Here is a 19,066-nt window from a genome sequence, read left to right as displayed (position 1 = left end):
CGGCAGAGGCCATCCGTCCAGTGCTCAGTTTGCCGGTGCGGCCGGGGCCGGAGCGGCGGGCTGTGCCGGCGCATTGTCGGCCGGAGCGTCGGTCTCGTCGTCGGGCGCGGGCGCATCCTCGCCGGCTGCCGGAGCATCCGCCGCCGGTGCATCGGCTGCCGGAGGCGCCTCGGGTGCTGCCGGCTGATTCGGGTTGAGCTTCTTCAGGATGGCGTTTTCCGGATCCTCGGGCAGCAGGCTTTCCAGCTTGGCGCCGATGGTCTCGAGCAGTGGCCTCGACTTGGCGTTGGCGATCCAGGCAGGCGCCTTGGCGCCGGCGAGCCAGTTGAAGAACAGCAGCGCCACGGCGACGACGAGGATGCCGCGCGCGGCGCCATAGAGGAAGCCCAGTGTGCGGTCGAGCGCGCCGATCCTGGAATCGATGATCCAGTCGGCAAGCTTCATGGTGATGACGGAAACGACGATCAGCGCGATGAGGAAGACGATGCCGGCGGACGCCGCCATGGCGATCTTGTCGCTTTCGACATAGGGCTGAACGTAAGGCAGCACCGGCTTGTAGAAGAAGAACGCCGCCGCAGCGGCCGCGGCCCAGGAGACGACGGACAAGATTTCGCGGGACAGGCCGCGAACCATGGCGAGCATCGCCGAGACCAGGGTGAAGCCGACGAGAATTCCGTCAAGCAGCGTAATCGGCATGTTGTTCGCCCCACTCCGATTGTCTTTTCACGGCTCGCGCGAGCCGTGTTAGTCTTCCTCGTCGACACGGCTGCGCCGTGAGCCGGCTATGCGCGCGACGAGATCGGCAAGTTCGGTTGGCTGGAACGCGCCGGCTCCGATCCCCCCGACAACCTCCTCGCTGCCCAAGGGCAGAACCGCACTTCCAAAACCCAGCTTTTCGGCCTCTTTAAGGCGCTGTTGCGCATGCGCAACCGGCCTCACTGCGCCCGACAGGCTGATTTCGCCGAAATAGACGCAATCGGCGGGAAGGGCAAGACCGGTGAGCGACGAAACCAGTGCAGCGGCGACCGCCAGATCGGCCGCAGGTTCGGAAATCCGGTAGCCGCCGGCGACATTGAGATAGACATCATGGGTGCCGAAGCGCACCCCGCAATGCGCCTCGAGCACGGCCAAAATCATCGACAGCCGCGCGCCGTCCCAGCCGACGACGGCACGGCGCGGCGTGCCCAGCGACGACGGCGCCACCAGTGCCTGGATCTCGACCAGAACCGGCCGCGTGCCTTCCATCCCGGCGAAAACCGCCGCACCTGGCGACTTTGCATGGCGTTCGCCGAGGAACAGCTCCGACGGATTGGCGACTTCGCGCAGGCCCTTGTCCGACATTTCGAAGACGCCGATCTCGTCGGTCGGGCCGAAACGGTTCTTCACCGTGCGCAGGATGCGATAGTGATGGCCGCCTTCGCCTTCGAAATAGAGCACGGCGTCGACCATGTGCTCGACGACGCGCGGGCCGGCGATCTGGCCTTCCTTGGTGACATGGCCGACCAGCACGATGGCAGCGCCGGTGGATTTGGCATAGCGGATCATCGCCTGGGCGGCGGCGCGCACCTGCGTGACGGTGCCGGGCGCCGAATCGGCCATGTCGGTCCACAGCGTCTGGATGGAATCGAGGATGACGAGGTCTGGCCTTCTGCCATCGGCGATCGTCGCCAGGATGTCCTCGACATTGGTTTCGGCCGCGAGTTCTACCGGTGTGTCGGCGACGCCAAGCCGCTGCGCCCGCAGCCTGATCTGGGCGACGGCCTCTTCGCCCGAGACATAGACGATGCGGTGGCCTTTTGACGCCAGTGCGGCGGCAGCTTGGGTGAGCAGCGTCGACTTGCCGATGCCGGGATCGCCGCCGACCAGCAGGGCCGAACCGCGCACAAAACCGCCGCCGGTGGCGCGGTCGAGCTCGCCAATGCCAGAGACGATGCGCGGGGCGTCCTCGATATCGCCCGACAGGCTGGTCAGGACCACGGCGCGGCCCTTGCGGGCATTGCGCGTGTTGGCCGGGCCTGAGCCAATGCCGCCCGACGTGCCTTCCTCGACGAGTGTGTTCCACTCGCCGCAGGCATCGCATTTGCCGGCCCAGCGCTGGTGCACGGAGCCGCAGTTCTGGCAGATGAACTGGACGCGGGATTTGGCCATCAGGCGCGGCCTGGGATTAAGGAAAGACAGGTTAGCGGGACAGCGCCCCCCTCTGTCCTGCCGGACATCTCCCCCACAAGGGGGGAGATCAGATTGCGCATAGGGCCTCGCCGATTTTCAGCGTTGGAAAAGAGAGCACCGCCGCGAGTGACGGCCAATCTCCCCCCTCGTGGGGGAGATGTCCGGCAGGACAGAGGGGGGCGCCGTGGGGAGCTGCCATTCCGGATCATTGGTGCGACTTCGGACAAGCGGCTACTCAAACCTCTCCGCAATGTGGTGCTCTTCAGCAAGGTCGGAAAACCGCGTGAACTCGCCCTGGAAGGCGAGGCTGACCGAACCCGTCGGGCCGTGGCGCTGCTTGGCGACGATGACTTCGGCCTTGCCGCGCATCTCGTTCATCTCGTGTTCCCACTTGATGTATTCGTCGGTGCCGGGCTTCGGTTCGCGGTTCTTCAGATAATATTCCTCGCGATAGACGAATATCACCACGTCGGCGTCCTGCTCGATCGAACCGGATTCGCGCAGATCGGAGAGCTGCGGGCGCTTGTCTTCGCGGCTTTCGACCTGACGCGACAGCTGCGACAGCGCGATGATCGGCACGGAGAGCTCCTTGGCCAGCGCCTTGAGGCCGGTGGTGATCTCGGTGATTTCCTGGACGCGGTTCTGCGAGGCCTTGGCGGATGAACCCTGCATCAGCTGGATATAGTCGATGACGATGAGGTCAAGGCCGCGCTGGCGCTTCAGCCGGCGCGCCCGCGCCGAAAGCTGCGCTATCGAGATACCGCCGGTCTGGTCGATGAACAGCGGAATCTTCTGCATCGTCTGCGAGCAGGCGACCAGCTTTTCGAAATCCATCTCCGAAATCTCGCCGCGGCGGATTTTTGACGACGAAATTTCCGTCTGTTCGGAAATGATGCGGGTGGCGAGCTGCTCAGACGACATTTCCAGCGAGAAGAAGCCGACCACGCCGCCATTGGCGGCCTTGAACGAGCCGTCGGCCTGCTGCGCCGGCTCATACATCTCGGCGATGTTGAAGGCGATGTTGGTGGCGAGCGATGTCTTGCCCATGCCCGGACGGCCGGCAATGATGATCAGATCCGACGCCTGCAGGCCACCCATGCGGCGGTCAAGATCGCGCATGCCGGTGGCGAGGCCTGACAGGTGGCCGTCGCGCATATAGGCGGCGTTGGCCATGTCGACGGCGGTCTTGACGGCGTCGGTGAAGCTCTCGAAGCCGCCATCGTAGCGGCCGGTTTCGGCCAGTTCGAACAGCCGCCGCTCCGCATCCTCGATCTGCTCGGACGGCGCCATGTCGACCGGCGCGTCATAGGCGATGTTGACCATGTCCTCGCCGACGGTGATCAACGCGCGGCGCGTGGCCAAATCGTAGATGGCGCGGCCATAGTCGGTGGCGTTGACGACGGTGACGGCCTCGACCGCCAGACGGACCACATATTGCGCCACCGTCATGTCGCCGACCTTCTCGTCGGCCGGCAGGAAGGTTTTCAGCGTTATCGGCGTCGCCACCTTGCCCATGCGGATGAGTTCAGCCGCGACCTCGAAGATCTTCCTGTGCAGCGGCTCATAGAAATGGCCGGCCTTGAGGAAGTCGGAGACGCGGTAGAAGGCATCGTTGTTGACGAGGATGGCGCCGAGCAGCGCCTGCTCGGCCTCGATGTTGTTCGGCGCCTCACGATAAAGCGCTTGCTCCGCCACGCCGAATTTTCGCGCTGCCTCTGCCATGATGTCCCCGATTTCGATCCCGGCTTCTCGATACCAGAACGCGAAAGATCCGGTGCTGACTTATATGCATCACTCGCGTCCAATCAGCGTTGATGCCCGCTGTCCACAGGGACGGCAAACCGTCCACAGGACAGAATTCTCGTGCTCTGATTCCGATTGACTCGACAAACGATGATTCTATGAGAGTGAAGGGAACGAAGCAAGAACAATCGGCTGGACCCGTTGGGCCGAAGAATCCTGTCGTTCGGTTGATTAGATCTGTGAAACCGGCCGCACTCGATTATCCGCTCAGGATGTGTGGGTAACGATGTTGAAGCCTTCGTCGGGTTCCGGAGGGACGAAATAGCGTGTGAACAGATCGTAGTCCGCTTCACTGACCTGGAAGGGGTGTTCGCCACGTCGATTTCGCTCCAGAAGCCTCTGCTTGCAAACCGTATCGGGCACATCAAGCAGATGCAGCTCGTGGGCCACATCGGCCTGGGCAATGAGCGAACGCATCCAGTCGCGTTGGCCGACTGTGTTCGCCGGGAAGTCCAGAACGACCGAAAGGCCCTGTCGCAAGATATCGACAACGTGCTGCGCCATGGCAGCACGCAGCTTCGCGGAAAGGCGGCCGTAGTCGTCGATTGTCTTCAGCTCATCTGAAAACAGATGTGAGGTCCAGTGATCTTCGCTGATGAGCAAGGTCGCCGGCTGTGTTGCAATGTGGTTCGCGAGCGTTGACTTCCCCGCGGCGATCTTTCCGCAAATAAGATATAAAACTGGTACGTGGCCTTGTTCCATACGGGAAGAATACTCGGCCTGGTGTCTCCCCACCAGCACGACACGCTGGTGACTTATCCGCTCGGATCAGTCGCCTGTGCCAAATGTATCGCCCCAGTCCAGCCGCCGCGCCGCCTTGAACAACTCGCCGTCGCGCTTGGTGAAAAGCGTCTCGCCGGCGCCACCGTCCGGCCGGCACAATTTGAGCAGCACCTTGCCGGAGCCCGATTTCGGCGGCGCGATGACGCGCGCTGCGCGGGAAGCGGCCGGCTGCCGCGACGCCGCGACGTAGATGAATTTCTCGTCTTCCCACGGCACGTCGGCATCCTTGGCCAGGCGATGCAGGCGCGAGCGGGCGACGCGGCGCGAAAAATGGCACCAGTCGGGCGGCTCAAGCGGGCAGGGCGCTTCATGCGGACAAGGCGCCAGCAGATGCGCGCCGGCCTCCAGCAATTGCCGGCGCACTGCCAGGATGCGCTGCCAGCCGGCCGGCGTGCCCGGCTCGACGATCAGCAGCGTGTCGCCGGTCAATTGCCAGAGCCGGGCGACAAGCTTCGTCAGCGATGCCGGCGCGATTTCGTCCAGCACATAGGCGCAGGTGACGAGATCGGCAGGCTTGAGATCGGCAAGGTCGATGGTCACGTCGCCGGCGCGCCAGTCTGTCCTGGCGGCGATGGCGTCGAGAGCGAGCGACTGGCCGACTTTGCGCACCGCGGCGCTGGCTTCGATCAGCACCGCCTGCTCGATGTCGGGCCACAGGTCCGTGGTGGCCCAAAGCACCGTGCCAGGACCAGCGCCGACATCGAGCAGGGTTTTGGGCTGGAAATCGGGCCGTGCCTCGGAAAGCGCATCGAGGCTGGCGCGCACCGCGGCATAGGTCGCCGGCAGCCGCGTCGCGAGATAGGCTTTTACCGCCATCTCCTCGGCCATGTGCAGGCGGCCGTCGCGCAGTTCGGCGCGGTAGCGATCCGACAGCGTCTTCGCCGCCTGGCGCAGCGCCGGCAGCGGTATCGTTTCGAGCAGGCGTTCGACGCCTTGTCTGAGCGGTGCGGGCAGTTCCACGCTCAGGCTCCGCGCGGTGCGAGAAAGATAACCGAGGCGCCGGCGATGCAAAGTGCCGCGCCGGCAAGATCCCAACGGTCTGGGCGCACGCCTTCCACCAGCCACAGCCAGCCGAGCGAGGCCGCGATGTAGATGCCGCCATAGGCGGCGTAGGCGCGACCGGCGGCTGACGTATCGACCAGCGCCAGCAGGAAGCCGAACAGCGCTAGCGAGACGAGGCCGGGCGCCAGCCACATTGGTGACTTTTCAAGCCGCCACCACGCCCAGAAGGAAAAGCAACCGGCGATCTCGGCCAATGCGGCAGCGATATAGAGGAGGTAGGTCATGAAAAAGGTCTCACTATAGCGAGACCTTTTTCATGTTTGGGCAGGCAATGGCAAGACCGATGGGCCGCGGCTACTCCCGGTCCGTCACCTTGCGGCGGCGCGCCGACCTAGCAGCCACGGGCCTAGTAGCAATCGACCTTGCAACAGCAGGCTCGGCGGCCGCCGTCTCCTGGCGATGCCCAATCTCGCGCATTTCCAGCGCCTTTTCGCATTTGGCCATGTAGTCGCGCGTCATTGGCAGGGTGTCGTTCTTCTTGGCGATCTGGATCTGGAAGATCACCAGGTCCTGCCAGCGGAAGGCGGCTTCCGAGGCGGCGAGATAGAACTCCCACATGCGGCAGAAGCGCTCATCATAGATGGCCTTGGCCTTGTCGCGGTTGGCGGCAAAGCGCTGGCCCCAATGCTTCAGCGTATCGGCGTAGTGCAACCGCAGGATCTCGACGTCGGTAACCACCAGCCCCGACTTCTCGATCGCCGGCATCACCTCCGACAGCGAGGGGACGTAGCCGCCGGGGAAGATATATTTGCGTACGAAGGCGCTGGTCGCCCACGGCACGCCGGAGCGGCCGATCGTGTGCAAGAGCATGACGCCATCCGGCTTCAGCAGCGTCGCCGACTTCTCGAAGAAGGTGCGGAAGTGGTTGACGCCGACATGCTCGAACATGCCGACCGAGACGATGCGGTCGAAACGCTCGTTGAGTTCGCGGTAGTCCTTGAGGTCGAAATGCACCCGGTCCTGCAGGCCTTGCGCATGCGCCCGGTCGGTGGCGACGCCGTGCTGCTCGGTCGACAGCGTCACGCCTTGCACGTCGACGTCGAAAGCCTTGGCGAGATAGAGGCCGAGCCCACCCCAGCCGGAGCCGATATCGAGCACGGTTTGGCCGGCCTTCAGCCGGAGCTTGGCGGCGATGTGGCGCTTCTTGGCGACCTGCGCCTCGTCGAGCGTCATGTCCGGCTGCTCGAAATAGGCGCAGGAATACTGCATGTCCTCGTCGAGGAAGAGCCGGTAGAGGTCGCCCGACAGATCATAGTGGCGCTGCACGTTGCGGCGCGAGCGCGAGGTAGTGTTGATCTGCTGCAAGCGGCGGAAGGCGTGGCGCAGACCCTCGATCGCCTTTGTCCAGGTGGCGTCGATGCCGCCGCTGCCCATGTTCTGGAAGGCGATGCGCATCACACCCAGCACGCCGCCCTCGAGGATGTCGAGTTCGCCGTCCATATAGGCTTCCGGCACCGCCAGCATCGGATCGAAGGAGATGCTACGCTCGGCATGCTTGGTCTTGATGTGCATGTGCACAGGCTCGCCGCTGCCGTCGCCGAATATCACGGTCGAGCCCTTCGGCCCGGTTACTTTGAGATTGCCTGTACGCACCAGGCGGTCGAGAACGCGCTTCAACAGAATATTCATCACCAAATGTCCCCTCACGGTCAGACTGGCTGTCTAATTCTGCCTTAATATATAGGGGCTCGAAAAGTTCCATTTGGCACAAAAATGCCCGGGCGAGACGCCCGGGCATTGGTCCAGAAAGGCTGGATGACGACAATGTGATTGGGAGCGCTGCTCCCTCGCTTGTCCTTAAGCGATCAGGCGTTGTCTTCGCCGCCTTCGAACTCGGTATTCGGGTCGAAGAAGTTCTCCGGCCGCGCATTGTCGTTGATGTCGTCGCCATAGATGGCTTCGGCGGTGGTCAGCGTCTCACCCTTGGCCTGGCGTTCAGCTTCTTCGGCCGTGCGGGCGATGTTGAGGCTGATGGTGACCTCGACTTCCGGGTGCAGCGCAATCGCCACATTGGTGACGCCGATGGTCTTGATCGGCTGGTTGAGCTGGATCTGGTTGCGGTTGACCGAGAAACCTTCCGCCGTCAGCAGGTCGGCGATGTCACGGGTCGACACCGAACCGTAGAGCTGGCCGGTCTCGCCGGCCGAACGCACGGCGATGAAGCTCTTGCCGTCGAGCTTTTCGGCAACCTGGCTGGCTTCCGACTTGCGCTCGAGGTTGCGGGCTTCGAGCTGGGCGCGCTGGCCCTCGAACTTCTTCTTGTTGGCTTCGTTGGCGCGCAGCGCCTTGCCCTGCGGCAAGAGGAAGTTGCGGGCAAAGCCGTCCTTGACCTTGACGGTATCACCCATCTGGCCGAGGCGGGAAACGCGTTCGAGAAGAATCACTTGCATGGTCTTGTTCCTTCGTCTGGGCACCGATCGCGGGATCGGCGCCGAATTGAATGGAACAGGTCAGGAAGCTCGGGCGCCTTGGCGCCGGTGTCGCTGTCCTGCCTGTCGCGGCAGTTAGAGGCTTTTCACCTCAACTCGGGATTTCAATGCATGTCGCCCAAAAAGTGGTCCCGGTTTTGGGACAACGACATGCATCATCGAATTAACCCTGCGGCGCCCGTCGCCGTGGGAGAAAGAGAGCAGGCGGCGAACCGCCTGCTCGAAAGTCTTAGCGAACCACGTAGGGCAGCAGGCCGAGGAAGCGGGCGCGCTTGATCGCCTTGGCGAGTTCGCGCTGCTTCTTCTGGCTGACGGCGGTGATGCGCGACGGCACGATCTTGCCGCGCTCGGAAATGTAGCGCTGCAGCAGACGCACGTCCTTGTAGTCGATCTTGGGCGCGTTGGCGCCGGAGAACGGGCAGGTCTTGCGGCGGCGATGGAACGGGCGCCGGGTCGGGATCTGATTGATGTCGACCATTATTCTGCACCCCCTTCAACACCTTCGCGCGGACGGCGCGGACCACGATCGCCACCGGCGTCGCCGAACGAGCGCGGCGGACGATCGCCACGGTCGCCGCGATCACGGTCGCCGAACGAGCGCGGACCACGATCGCCACGGTCGCGGTCGCCGAAGCCGCCGCGTTCCGAGCGCTCTTCGCGCTTCTGCATCATGGCCGACGGGCCTTCCTCATGCGCCTCGACCTTGACGGTCAGGAAACGCAGCACGTCTTCGGACAGACCCATCTGGCGCTCCATTTCGTTGAGCGCTGCCGGCGGGCAGGTGAGGTCCATAAGCGTGTAGTAAGCCTTCCGGTTCTTGTTGACCCGGTAAGTGAGGGACTTCAGTCCCCAGTTCTCGACCCGGCCGACGGACCCGCCATTTGCGGAGATGACGCCCTTGTACTGTTCGACAAGCGCATCGACCTGCTGCTGCGAGAGGTCCTGCCGGGCAAGGAACACATGTTCGTATAGAGCCATAGTGGTTCAGTGCCTTTCTTCGTTTCTCTCCCGGCTCCTCGCGGCAAAAGCCTCTGCAACTTCTCTGACCCGCTGGTCCCGAAGGGGCGGGGAAGAAAGGAGCATTTCGAGACGGTCGAGAGCGGAGACACGGGAGGCGGAAGCGCTTCTGGCTTCACACGAAGGTTTTGGATAAAACCTCCGGCCCTCCGTTCAGCCCCCAGCAAGGACCGGCAGATTGCGGGCGTCTATACAGCAATTTGGCTGGAAGGCAAGGGCACGAGGCGTTCCAGACAGCGTCCTTGGCGTCGCAGGCCATCAACTTGTATGGGCGACGACCTTGTCCACCGTTTCGGGGAAGAAGTCGGGCGCGGCCTTACGCTTGCCGAACATCATGTCGTATTGCAGCAGGCGAAAATCGTTGATCGCCGGATCGACGTCCTTCTGCCGCGCCCAATCGGGCGTCGCTTCACCTGACGGTGTCAGCAAAAGATTGCGATCGACGACGCGGTAGCGTTCGCGCAGCGCGCCGAGGAAGCCGGTGTAGTAAGGGTGCGTGATCCCGGCCGTGGTCAGGATGTGATAGGGCAGGAAGGCCGGACTGACCGCGCCCATATCCTGCGCCGGACCGGTGCGGTTCGACCAGATGATCAGCGGCGTCTGGTGGTGCTCGAGTGCCGCCTCCGGCGTAGCCTCCCTGCGCGGCGCGACATTGTCTTTCAGGAAGCCGGTCTCGACATAGACGGGACCGAGCGGCGGCAGATGGTCGCCGAAGAAGGCAATGACCGTCGGCCGCTCGCGCTTCTTCGCCCAGTCGATCAGCCGTTCGAGGCCACGGTCGGCATCGGCCGAACCCTCGGCGTAGCTGAGCAGCGATTCCCGCGCCCATGTGCTGATGGGTGCCGCGACCTTGTGGGTCGGATTGTAATAGCGGTATGGCTCGTAGGGGCCATGGTTCTGCAGGCTGACGGCGAAGAAGAACACCGGATCCTCGCTGGCGTCGGCCTCTGCGATGATCTCGTCGGTCATTGCCGCGTCGGAGGCCAGCGGCCCGCGCTTTTCCAGCGGCGGCAGCGTCTCTTCCGAGCGGAAATCGTTGAAGCCGAAATCGGCATAGACCGCACCGCGATTCCAGAACCAGTTGGTGCCGGGATGGATGGCGCGTGCGCGGTAGCCTTCGCTTTTCAGGAAGGTCGCCAGCGACGGCGTCGGCGTGCGCACATATTGCTGATAGGGGATCGAGCCCGCCGGCAGGAAGGCATTGGAAAAGCCGGTCAGCGCCTCGAATTCGATGTTGGCGGTCATGCCGCCGAATTCCGGCGAGAACATATAGCCCGAGCGCAAAGCGCGCACATTGGGGATCGGGTCCGGCGTGATGGTGACGCCGGGCAACTGTGTCGGATCCCAGAAGGATTCGCTCATCACCACGATGATGTCGGGTTTCTCATCCGGCACCGAGGCCGCAACATCAGGCCTGTCGATCGCGTCGATCGCCTTGTCGGAATAGCCGGCCGGCGCGGAGACATGCGCCATCGGCACGTTGAGCGCGAAAGCCAGCGCAAACCCGTTGGAGGCGTAGTTCTCCTTCTGGTCCCACATGATCGGGATGATCTGCAGCCGATCTCGGGTCCACGAGAAGGTGGCGTAGTCCATGATCGAGACGAAGAAGGCGAGCAGCGGCACCGCCAGTGTCAGCCGCGCCAGGCGCCCCTTGCGGCTGAGGATCGGCACTTTGCGGCGCCACAGCCGCCAGCCATAGATCAGCAGCGACAGTCCGGCGACGATGCCGACCGCCATGGCGAGCGCTGTCCAGGGCCGCTCGCGCACCAGCAGCGGCATCAATGCCATGATCTGGCGCGAATAGAGGAAATCGGTCGGGTAGAGCGGATCGCCCAGATAATGCGACTTCTGGTGCCCGACAAAGGCCAGCGCCAGCGTCAGCGGCGCCACGATCATCAGGCTCTGGTGGCTGCGGCCAAGCACGGCGTCCAGTCCAATCAGCACCAGCGTAAAGACGATGATTGTGGTCCAGCCCGGCTTGAAGGGCTGCAGGAAGAAGTCGACCGTGCCGAAGAAGTCGCCGCGCACGATCCATTCGATGGCGAACACCAGGACGGCGGAGGCGAGCAGGGTGATCAGACCGTAGCGGATGACAGGCCATCTGCGCCCCGGCAGATAGCCGGTGGACGGATCGTCTTCCAAGAACTGTGGCGCGGGTACGGCCGCGCCCTTCCTGATCCTTGCCAACTCTCTTCCCCCGGCCCAAGCAACGCGTTTTTCCACGCGCGTCACCGTTCTGTCATAGAACTGTCATGCAAAAGCTAGCGCCTGTGGCGAAAATAAGAAGAGCCAGCAAACGATTCGTGAGCGGTTTTCATCAGGAGTGATCGGCAAAAAGCCTTTCGGAACAGGGACTCGGGGTCAGTTTCCGGCTGGACCAAGGCCCGAAATGCCGACCGCGGGCTTGACTTGGCGGTCCGCCTTGCGTCACAGGCAGGAAAAATCAGGCGCTGGAGAGAGCCCAAATGGCCGTTGCATTCACCTTTCCGGGACAAGGCAGCCAGGCTGTCGGCATGGGCAAGGACCTCGCCGACGCTTTCCCCGAGGCGCGCAGGGTCTTCGAGGAAGTCGATGACGCGCTGGGTGAAAAGCTGTCGAAATTGATCTGGGAAGGTCCGGAAGAGACGCTGACCCTGACCGCCAATGCCCAGCCGGCGCTGATGGCCGTGTCGTTGGCCGCGGTTCGGGCACTGGAAGCGCGCGGCTTTTCGCTGAAGGGCAAGGTTGCCTACGTCGCCGGCCATTCGCTGGGCGAATACTCCGCCCTTGCCGCCGCCGGCTTCGTTTCGGTCTCCGATGCTGCCCGGTTGCTGCGCATCCGTGGCAATGCCATGCAGGCGGCGGTGCCGGCCGGCGAGGGTGCGATGGCGGCGATCATCGGGCTGGAACAGCCTGATGTCGAAGCCGCTTGCGCCGAGGCTGCAACGGGATCCGGCAAGGTCTGCCAGATCGCCAACGACAATGGCGGTGGCCAGCTGGTGATCTCCGGCGCCAGGGCCGCAGTGGAACTCGCCGCAAAACTATGCACCGAAAAGGGCGCCAAGCGAGCGCTGATGCTGCAGGTCTCCGCCCCCTTCCATTCGGCGCTGATGGCGCCGGCGGCCAATGTCATGCGCGAGGCGCTGGCCGGGGTAACCAAGCATGCGCCGGTGGTTCCCGTTGTCTCCAACGTCACCGTGACCCCGACCAGCGATCCCGACGAGATCGCACGGCGCCTGGTCGAGCAGATTACCGGGCGCGTGCGCTGGCGCGAAACGGTAGAGTGGCTCGGCGCCAACGGCGTCGTCACGCTCTACGAGATCGGCGCCGGCAAGGTGCTGTCGGGCCTGGCGCGGCGCATCAACCGCGACATCGCCACATCGGCCGTCGGCACGCCCGCCGATGTAGAGGCCGCGCTGGCCGCGCTTGCTTGACCATGCGTCCTGCCTAGACGAGGCTCGGGCTTGAATTCTTGGCTTCGCCATTGTACATGAATACATGTATTCATCAGGAGGGCGGTATGCCAACCTCAATCCGACTGGCTCCCGAAATTGAAGAGCGCCTGGATTTTCTTGCGACCAAGACCGGCCGCAGCAAGGCCTTCTATCTGCGCGAACTCATCGAGCGCGGTCTTGAGGACATGGAAGACTACTACCTCGCAGCCGAGGTCTTGGAGCGGATCAGGAGCGGCGAGGAGGACGTTGTGAAGGCCGAGGAATTCTGGCGTGGCCTGGACGCTTGAGTATGCCCGCTCGGCGCGCAAATTCGTCGAAAAACTGGACCCGCAGACACTTCACCGCATCCGAGATTTCATCGAAAACCGCATTGCCGCGCTGGACAACCTGCGGGAGGCAGGCAAGTCGCTGAAGGGACCTCTGGCGACTTTTTGGAGATATCGGGTTGGGGATTATCGGATTATCTGCGATGTGCAGGACAACCGGCTCGTCATTCTGGTGGTGACGATAGGCCATCGTGGCGACGTCTACAGATAGCCAGATTCGCCGACCTCCCGACTTGAGAAGAGGATTGAAAAAATGTTCGAACTGACCGGCCGCAAGGCGCTCGTCACCGGCGCATCGGGGGGCATTGGCGAGGCGATTGCCCGGGTGCTGCATGCGCAAGGCGCCATTGTCGGCCTGCATGGCACCCGCATCGAGAAACTGGAGACCCTGGCCGGTGAACTCGGCGATCGGGTAAAACTGTTTCCAGCCAATTTGTCGAACCGCGACGAGGTCAAGGCGCTCGGCCAGAAGGCGGAAGCCGAACTCGAAGGCGTCGATATCCTGGTCAACAATGCCGGCATCACCAAGGACGGCCTGTTCGTGCGCATGTCGGATGCCGACTGGGACAGCGTGCTTGAGGTCAACCTCACCGCCGTGTTCCGGCTGACCCGCGAACTCACCCATCCGATGATGCGCCGCCGCCATGGCCGCATCATCAACATCACTTCGGTGGTCGGCGTCACCGGCAATCCCGGCCAGACCAATTACTGTGCCTCCAAAGCCGGCATGATCGGCTTTTCCAAGTCGCTGGCGCAGGAGATCGCCACCCGCAACATCACCGTCAACTGCGTCGCCCCGGGCTTCATCGAATCGGCCATGACCGACAAGCTCAACGACAAGCAGAAAGACGCAATCATGGCCGCGATCCCGACCAGACGCATGGGTACGAGTGTTGAAGTGGCGTCTGCCGTCGCCTATCTCGCCTCCAACGAAGCCGCCTACGTCACCGGCCAGACCATCCATGTCAACGGCGGCATGGCGATGATTTGACGGGACAGGGCCGGGTTATAAGAAGACATGGCCGGCTTGTGAAAAGAGACCATTTCGCCTTGGACCTTAGCCAATTTTCGTGTAATGCGGCCCGCAACCCGGCGGTTCGGGCAAAAACCGGTCCGGCACCGTTGCGTTTCCGGCAGGACCATCTTTCAGCTTGATTAGCGGCATTCTGCCCGCTAACGAAGACAGACAAACAAAAGACGAGGATGCCCCAAATGAGTGACACCGCAGAGCGCGTCAAGAAGATCGTCATCGAACATCTTGGCGTCGATGCCGACAAGGTGACGGAGCAGGCGAGCTTCATCGATGATCTGGGCGCGGACAGCCTCGATACGGTCGAACTCGTCATGGCGTTCGAAGAAGAGTTCGGCGTCGAGATTCCGGACGATGCGGCCGAGACCATCCTGACCGTCGGCGATGCCGTGAAGTACATCGACAAGGCTTCGGCCTGACGCCATCCGCAGTCATCACCGGGGAGGACCTGCGATGAGGCGTGTCGTCGTCACGGGCCTTGGCCTGGTTTCGCCGTTCGGCATGGGCTTCGAGCACAGCTGGAAGGAACTGCTGACCGGCCGCAGCGCCGCCAAGCGCGTCACCGAGTTCGAAGTGGAAGATCTTGCCTGCAAGATCGCCCACGTCATTCCGCGCGGTGACGGCACCAACGGCACGCTCAATCCCGAAGCCGTGCTTGAGCCCAAGGAACTGCGCAAGATCGGCGACTTCATCCTTTACGGGATTGCGGCCGCCGACGAAGCGCTGAAGGATTCCGGCTGGGAGCCCGGCACCGAAGCCGAGCGTTGCGCCACCGGCGTCATGATCGGCTCCGGCATTGGCGGCCTCGAAGGCATCGCCGAGAACGCATTGATCTTGCACGAGCGCGGACCGCGCCGCATCAGCCCGTTCTTCATTCCTGGAAACATTATCAATCTGGTATCCGGCCAGGTGTCGATCCGGCACGGGCTGAAAGGCCCCAACCATGCCGTCGTCACCGCATGCTCGACCGGCGCCCACGCCATCGGCGATGCCGCCCGGCTGATCATCTTCGGCGATGCCGACGTGATGCTGGCCGGCGGCGCGGAATCGCCCGTGACCAGGCTTTCGCTTGCCGGCTTCGCCGCTTGCCGGGCGCTATCCACCGACCGCAACGACACGCCTGAAAAGGCCTCGCGCCCCTATGACCGCGACCGCGACGGCTTCGTCATGGGCGAGGGCGCCGGTGTCGTCGTGCTGGAAGAACTCGAACACGCCAAGGCGCGTGGCGCCAAGATTTATGCCGAGGTTACCGGCTACGGCCTGACCGGCGATGCCTATCACATCACCGCACCTGCCGAAGACGGCGACGGCGCCTTCCGCTGCATGACGGCGGCGCTGAACCGCGCCAAGCTTACGCCCGCCGATATCGACTACATCAACGCGCATGGCACCTCGACCATGGCCGATACGATCGAACTGGGCGCCGTCGAGCGGCTGGTCGGCAACGCCGCCTCGAAGATCTCGATGTCGTCGACCAAGTCGTCGATCGGCCATCTCCTGGGTGCCGCGGGTGCCGCCGAGGCGATCTTCTCGATCCTCGCCATCCGCGACAACATCGCGCCCGCCACCATCAATCTCGACAACCCGGAACGCGAAACCGCGATCGATCTTGTACCCAACACGCCACGGCATCGCCAGGTCGACGTGGCGCTGTCCAACTCCTTCGGCTTCGGCGGCACCAACGCTTCGCTGGTCTTCCAGCGCTATATCGGCTGATTGCGGTATCGACCGGCGCGCCAGCGGTCTGTCGTCAATTTTGCCATATTCGAGCCTACTCTGCCGCTGGGGATTCGTCGCATCGGCCTGAAACCGAAGGCGCTTTTTTTAAAAGCACGATGCGTAGGCTTGAAATGTTAGGGCACGCTGTGCGTCCAACCGGGCGCATGGTCGCTCTAAGAGATCAGATGGTAGGGCGCTTATGAACACCAATCCGGGCGGCAGCGGACAATTCGGACAAAACCAGCAGACCGGCCCGATCGTGCCGAAGACTGCGGCCGAGGCCTTGCGGCCGGAAGCCGGCACACCGCCGCCGAAGCGCTCACGCGCCTCGCGCAGCCAGGTCGTCGTGTTCATGAACTTCGTCATCTCCGCTGTGATGTTGATGATCCTCGCCGCCGGCGTTTCGCTTTATTTCGGCAAACAGGCCTTCAACGAACCTGGTCCGTCCGCCAATGGCGACACCTTCCTGGTCAAGCCGAGCACTGGCGTCCAGGACATTGCCGACCAGCTCGAACGGCGTGGATTGATCAGCGACGCCCGCATCTTCCGCATTGGCGTGCGCGTCTATGGCAATGATTCAGCGCTGAAGGCCGGCGAATACGAGGTCAAGCCGCGCGCCTCCATGCGCGACATCATGGAGCTTCTGAAGAGCGGCAAGTCGGTGATGTACTCGCTGACCATTCCCGAGGGGCTGACGGTCGAGCAGGCGCTGCAGCGCGTCGCCGAGCAGGATGCGCTGACCGGCGACATGCCGGCGGCCACGCCGGCCGAGGGAAGCCTCGCAACCGACACGTTGCGCTTCACCCGCGGCGCCACGCGCCAGCAGATGGTCGACAAGCTGCTCGCCGACCAGAAGAAGCTGGTCGACGAGGTCTGGCAGCGGCGCGCGCCCGACCTGCCTCTGGCCAATGTCGACGACTTCGTCACCTTGGCCTCGATCGTCGAAAAGGAAACCGGCCGGGGCGACGAGCGCTCGCGTGTTGCCGCCGTCTTCCTCAACCGTCTGGCCAAGGGCATGCGGCTGCAATCCGATCCGACCATCATTTACGGCCTGTTCGGTGGCAAGGGCAAACCCGCCGACCGGCCGATCTATCAGTCGGACATTGAGAAGCAGACGCCTTACAACACCTATCTGATCAACGGCCTGCCGCCGACGCCGATCGCCAATCCCGGCCGTGCCGCACTCGAAGCCGTCGCCAACCCGTCGAAGACCGACGATCTCTATTTCGTCGCCGACGGCACCGGTGGCCATGTCTTTGCCACGACGCTTGCCGAGCACAATGAGAACGTTGCCCGCTACCGGGCGATGCAGAAAAAGCAGGCTGAAGACGCCGCCAAGGGCGCCAAGACCCCGGGCCAGACCGACGCGCCGGCGGATGGCGACGACAGCGGTGACGCCAGTGGCGATGCCGGCGGCGATAGCGGAGGTGCTGGCGGCGACGCGGGTGCCGCCCAGTAGCTGGCTCGCGCTTTTTTGACGGATTGACTTTACGCGCTGCCGACCCAGGCGACGCGCTGCTGCTTTGAACGAGCAGCGCGGTTCGAAGCGCCTTCGGCTTTGCTCCGGTGCCGCTGCTTCGCTCGATTTCAGCACTGCGAGATCAAAACGACACCGGAAATCAACACCTTGCCGGTATTGCGATTCTAACATTCGCGCTGCCCGTGATATCGAACGCGGGCGGGTTTCAGAATCGGGCCATCAGGGAGACAAGAGCCGCATCATGAATTTGCAGAGCATGACCGGGTTTGCACGCGCCGTCGCCGAACATGACGGCGCCTCGATCGCCTGGGAGGTCAAGTCGGTCAACGGCAAGAGCGTCGAGGTCAGGCTGCGGCTGCCGCAAGGTTTCGAGCGGCTGGAGCCGGCTGTTAGGCAGACGCTGCAGAAGCGCTTTTCGCGTGGCAATTTCCAGGCGACGCTGACCGTCGGCCGTGCCGCCGGCCAGCAGGTGCAGCCGGTCGTCAACGACGTCTTCCTCCGGGATTTGGCCGGCTTGGCCAAGCGGCTGCAGGACCAGTTCGGTGTTGCCCCGGCAACGGCTGACGGCCTGCTTTCCCTGCGCGGCGTGCTCGATATTCCCGAAACCAGCGAAACCGAGGAAGTACGGGCAGCGCTCGATGCGGTGATCCTGTCAGCACTCGAAACGGCGCTCACCGGCCTCGAGCAGGCGCGCCAAAGCGAAGGCGAAGCGCTGCGTTCGCTGCTTTCCGGCCACATCGACGCCATCGAGGCGCTGACGCTCAAGGCCGAGGCCGACCCGTCGCGCGAACCGGCGGCAATCCGCGAGCGGATCGCCGAACAGGTGCGGCTGCTGATGGATGCGTCGGCCAATCTCGATGCCGGCCGGCTGCACATGGAAGCGGCGTTTCTCGCAACCAAGGCCGATATCCGCGAAGAGATCGACCGGCTGAAGACACATGTGGCGTCTGGCCGGGCGCTGCTGGCAAATGGCGGCGCCATCGGCCGTAAGCTCGATTTTCTGGCGCAGGAATTCAACCGCGAATCGAATACGCTGTGTTCGAAGTCGAACGCCGCCGCAGTCACCGCCATCGGGCTGGAGCTCAAGGCGGTGGTCGACCAGTTTCGCGAACAGGTCCAGAATCTGGAGTAACCCAAAATGGGTGCCAAGGAGCCGATGGTTGCCAGGGATCTGGGGTCCCGCATTCGCCGCCGCGGGCTGATGCTGGTCCTGTCGTCGCCGTCCGGCGCCGGCAAGTCGACGATCGCGCGCAACCTGCTGGAAAGCGATGGCAGTCTGGAACTGTCGGTCTCGGTCACCACAAGGCCACGCCGCGGCTCGGAGATCGAGGGCGTCCACTACCACTTCCGCACCATGCGCGAATTCGAACGGCTGCGCGATTCCGATGCGCTGCTGGAATGGGCCGAGGTGCACGGCAATTGCTATGCGACGCCGCGCGAGCCGGCCGAACTGGCGCTGGCGCAAGGCCGCGACATGCTGTTCGACATCGACTGGCAAGGCGCCCAGCAGCTCAAGGAGAAGATGCGCGCCGACATCGTCTCGATCTTCATCCTGCCGCCGTCGATGAAGGAGTTGAAGGCACGCCTCAAGCGCCGCGCCGAGGACCAGGAGCACGTAATCGAGACCAGGCTGAAGAACGCCCGCAACGAGATCGAGCACTGGAAGGAATACGACTTCGTCATCGTCAATGACGATCTCGACCGCGCCTTCGCCGAAGTGCGCGGCATTGTCATTGCCGAGCGGCTCAGGCGCGACCGCCGGCCTGGGCTGTTCGATTTCGTGTCGGGGCTATTAGACGAGAAGACGGAGTGAG

At 63.4% G+C, this 19,066-nt stretch carries 20 protein-coding genes; 9 read left to right on the top strand and 11 right to left on the bottom strand.

The genetic code is table 11. From position 1 onward, the window contains the following. Positions 1 to 24 precede the first annotated feature (24 nt). The 11 genes from AC1DYO_RS15685 to AC1DYO_RS15635 all read right to left on the bottom strand — a co-directional run bounded on the left by AC1DYO_RS15685 (position 25) and on the right by AC1DYO_RS15635 (position 11,450). Positions 25 to 696: a CvpA family protein gene (locus AC1DYO_RS15685; RefSeq protein ID WP_477264641.1), complete on the bottom strand. Its 672-nt coding sequence runs from the start codon at positions 694 to 696 to the stop codon at positions 25 to 27. A gap of 48 nt (positions 697 to 744) precedes the next feature. Next, positions 745 to 2,148: a DNA repair protein RadA gene (radA, locus tag AC1DYO_RS15680; RefSeq protein WP_477264639.1), complete on the bottom strand. Its 1,404-nt coding sequence runs from the start codon at positions 2,146 to 2,148 to the stop codon at positions 745 to 747. Positions 2,149 to 2,400: 252 nt separating this feature from the next. Next, the gene (locus AC1DYO_RS15675; RefSeq protein ID WP_477264637.1) at positions 2,401 to 3,891 is read right to left on the bottom strand and encodes a replicative DNA helicase; all 1,491 of its coding nucleotides are present in this window, start codon (positions 3,889 to 3,891) and stop codon (positions 2,401 to 2,403) included. A 288-nt stretch (positions 3,892 to 4,179) separates the two neighbouring features. Further along, a complete protein-coding gene (locus tag AC1DYO_RS15670) occupies positions 4,180 to 4,674 on the bottom strand; it encodes a P-loop nucleotide/nucleoside kinase family protein (protein WP_477264635.1) in 495 nt (164 codons plus the stop codon). A 66-nt stretch (positions 4,675 to 4,740) separates the two neighbouring features. Further along, positions 4,741 to 5,715 (bottom strand): small ribosomal subunit Rsm22 family protein, encoded by a 975-nt coding sequence (locus tag AC1DYO_RS15665; RefSeq protein WP_477264633.1) that lies wholly within the window; start codon positions 5,713 to 5,715, stop codon positions 4,741 to 4,743. 2 nt (positions 5,716 to 5,717) lie between these two features. Further along, positions 5,718 to 6,041, bottom strand: a complete 324-nt coding sequence (locus AC1DYO_RS15660) for a YnfA family protein (RefSeq protein WP_477264631.1) — start codon at positions 6,039 to 6,041, stop codon at positions 5,718 to 5,720. Between the two features lie 70 nt (positions 6,042 to 6,111). Continuing rightward, positions 6,112 to 7,446, bottom strand: a complete 1,335-nt coding sequence (locus AC1DYO_RS15655) for a class I SAM-dependent methyltransferase (RefSeq protein WP_477264629.1) — start codon at positions 7,444 to 7,446, stop codon at positions 6,112 to 6,114. A gap of 176 nt (positions 7,447 to 7,622) precedes the next feature. After that, complete coding sequence (gene rplI / locus AC1DYO_RS15650; RefSeq protein WP_181059027.1) at positions 7,623 to 8,207, bottom strand: 50S ribosomal protein L9; 585 nt, start codon at positions 8,205 to 8,207, stop codon at positions 7,623 to 7,625. 268 nt (positions 8,208 to 8,475) lie between these two features. After that, positions 8,476 to 8,724, bottom strand: a complete 249-nt coding sequence (gene rpsR / locus AC1DYO_RS15645) for a 30S ribosomal protein S18 (protein ID WP_006203718.1) — start codon at positions 8,722 to 8,724, stop codon at positions 8,476 to 8,478. Further along, entirely contained in the window at positions 8,724 to 9,224 is a 501-nt protein-coding gene (gene rpsF / locus AC1DYO_RS15640) for a 30S ribosomal protein S6 (RefSeq protein ID WP_112560792.1), read from the bottom strand. The genes rpsR and rpsF overlap by 1 nt, the downstream gene beginning before the upstream one ends. A 297-nt stretch (positions 9,225 to 9,521) precedes the next feature. After that, positions 9,522 to 11,450 carry an LTA synthase family protein gene (locus AC1DYO_RS15635; RefSeq protein WP_477264627.1) on the bottom strand — a complete coding sequence of 643 codons (1,929 nt, stop codon included), beginning with the start codon at positions 11,448 to 11,450 and terminating at the stop codon, positions 9,522 to 9,524. A gap of 278 nt (positions 11,451 to 11,728) precedes the next feature. Between AC1DYO_RS15635 and fabD the strand changes: the two genes are divergently transcribed. The 9 genes from fabD to gmk all read left to right on the top strand — a co-directional run bounded on the left by fabD (position 11,729) and on the right by gmk (position 19,065). Continuing rightward, positions 11,729 to 12,676, top strand: a complete 948-nt coding sequence (gene fabD / locus AC1DYO_RS15630; protein WP_477264625.1) for an ACP S-malonyltransferase — start codon at positions 11,729 to 11,731, stop codon at positions 12,674 to 12,676. Positions 12,677 to 12,762: 86 nt separating this feature from the next. Next, complete coding sequence (relB, locus tag AC1DYO_RS15625) at positions 12,763 to 12,984, top strand: type II toxin-antitoxin system RelB family antitoxin (protein WP_181059030.1); 222 nt, start codon at positions 12,763 to 12,765, stop codon at positions 12,982 to 12,984. Next, positions 12,968 to 13,234, top strand: coding sequence for a type II toxin-antitoxin system RelE family toxin (locus AC1DYO_RS15620; RefSeq protein WP_477264623.1), 267 nt, complete (start codon positions 12,968 to 12,970; stop codon positions 13,232 to 13,234). The genes relB and AC1DYO_RS15620 overlap by 17 nt, the downstream gene beginning before the upstream one ends. Positions 13,235 to 13,276: 42 nt before the next feature. Continuing rightward, a complete protein-coding gene (gene fabG / locus AC1DYO_RS15615; protein WP_027045360.1) occupies positions 13,277 to 14,014 on the top strand; it encodes a 3-oxoacyl-[acyl-carrier-protein] reductase in 738 nt (245 codons plus the stop codon). Between the two features lie 221 nt (positions 14,015 to 14,235). Continuing rightward, on the top strand, positions 14,236 to 14,472 hold the full coding sequence (locus tag AC1DYO_RS15610) for an acyl carrier protein (protein ID WP_006203723.1): 237 nt from the start codon (positions 14,236 to 14,238) through the stop codon (positions 14,470 to 14,472). Between the two features lie 34 nt (positions 14,473 to 14,506). Next, positions 14,507 to 15,769, top strand: coding sequence for a beta-ketoacyl-ACP synthase II (gene fabF, locus AC1DYO_RS15605; protein ID WP_112560796.1), 1,263 nt, complete (start codon positions 14,507 to 14,509; stop codon positions 15,767 to 15,769). Between the two features lie 202 nt (positions 15,770 to 15,971). Further along, positions 15,972 to 17,231, top strand: a complete 1,260-nt coding sequence (gene mltG / locus AC1DYO_RS15600; RefSeq protein WP_477264620.1) for an endolytic transglycosylase MltG — start codon at positions 15,972 to 15,974, stop codon at positions 17,229 to 17,231. Positions 17,232 to 17,493: 262 nt separating this feature from the next. Beyond that, positions 17,494 to 18,384 carry a YicC/YloC family endoribonuclease gene (locus tag AC1DYO_RS15595; protein ID WP_477264618.1) on the top strand — a complete coding sequence of 297 codons (891 nt, stop codon included), beginning with the start codon at positions 17,494 to 17,496 and terminating at the stop codon, positions 18,382 to 18,384. Between the two features lie 6 nt (positions 18,385 to 18,390). Next, positions 18,391 to 19,065, top strand: a complete 675-nt coding sequence (gene gmk / locus AC1DYO_RS15590) for a guanylate kinase (RefSeq protein ID WP_477264616.1) — start codon at positions 18,391 to 18,393, stop codon at positions 19,063 to 19,065. Position 19,066: the final 1 nt, after the last annotated feature.

This window comes from Mesorhizobium sp. P2_F5, assembly GCF_056403715.1.
The sequence above is the reverse complement of the archived record's forward strand: the minus strand, read 5'-3'. Positions and strand labels throughout refer to the sequence as shown.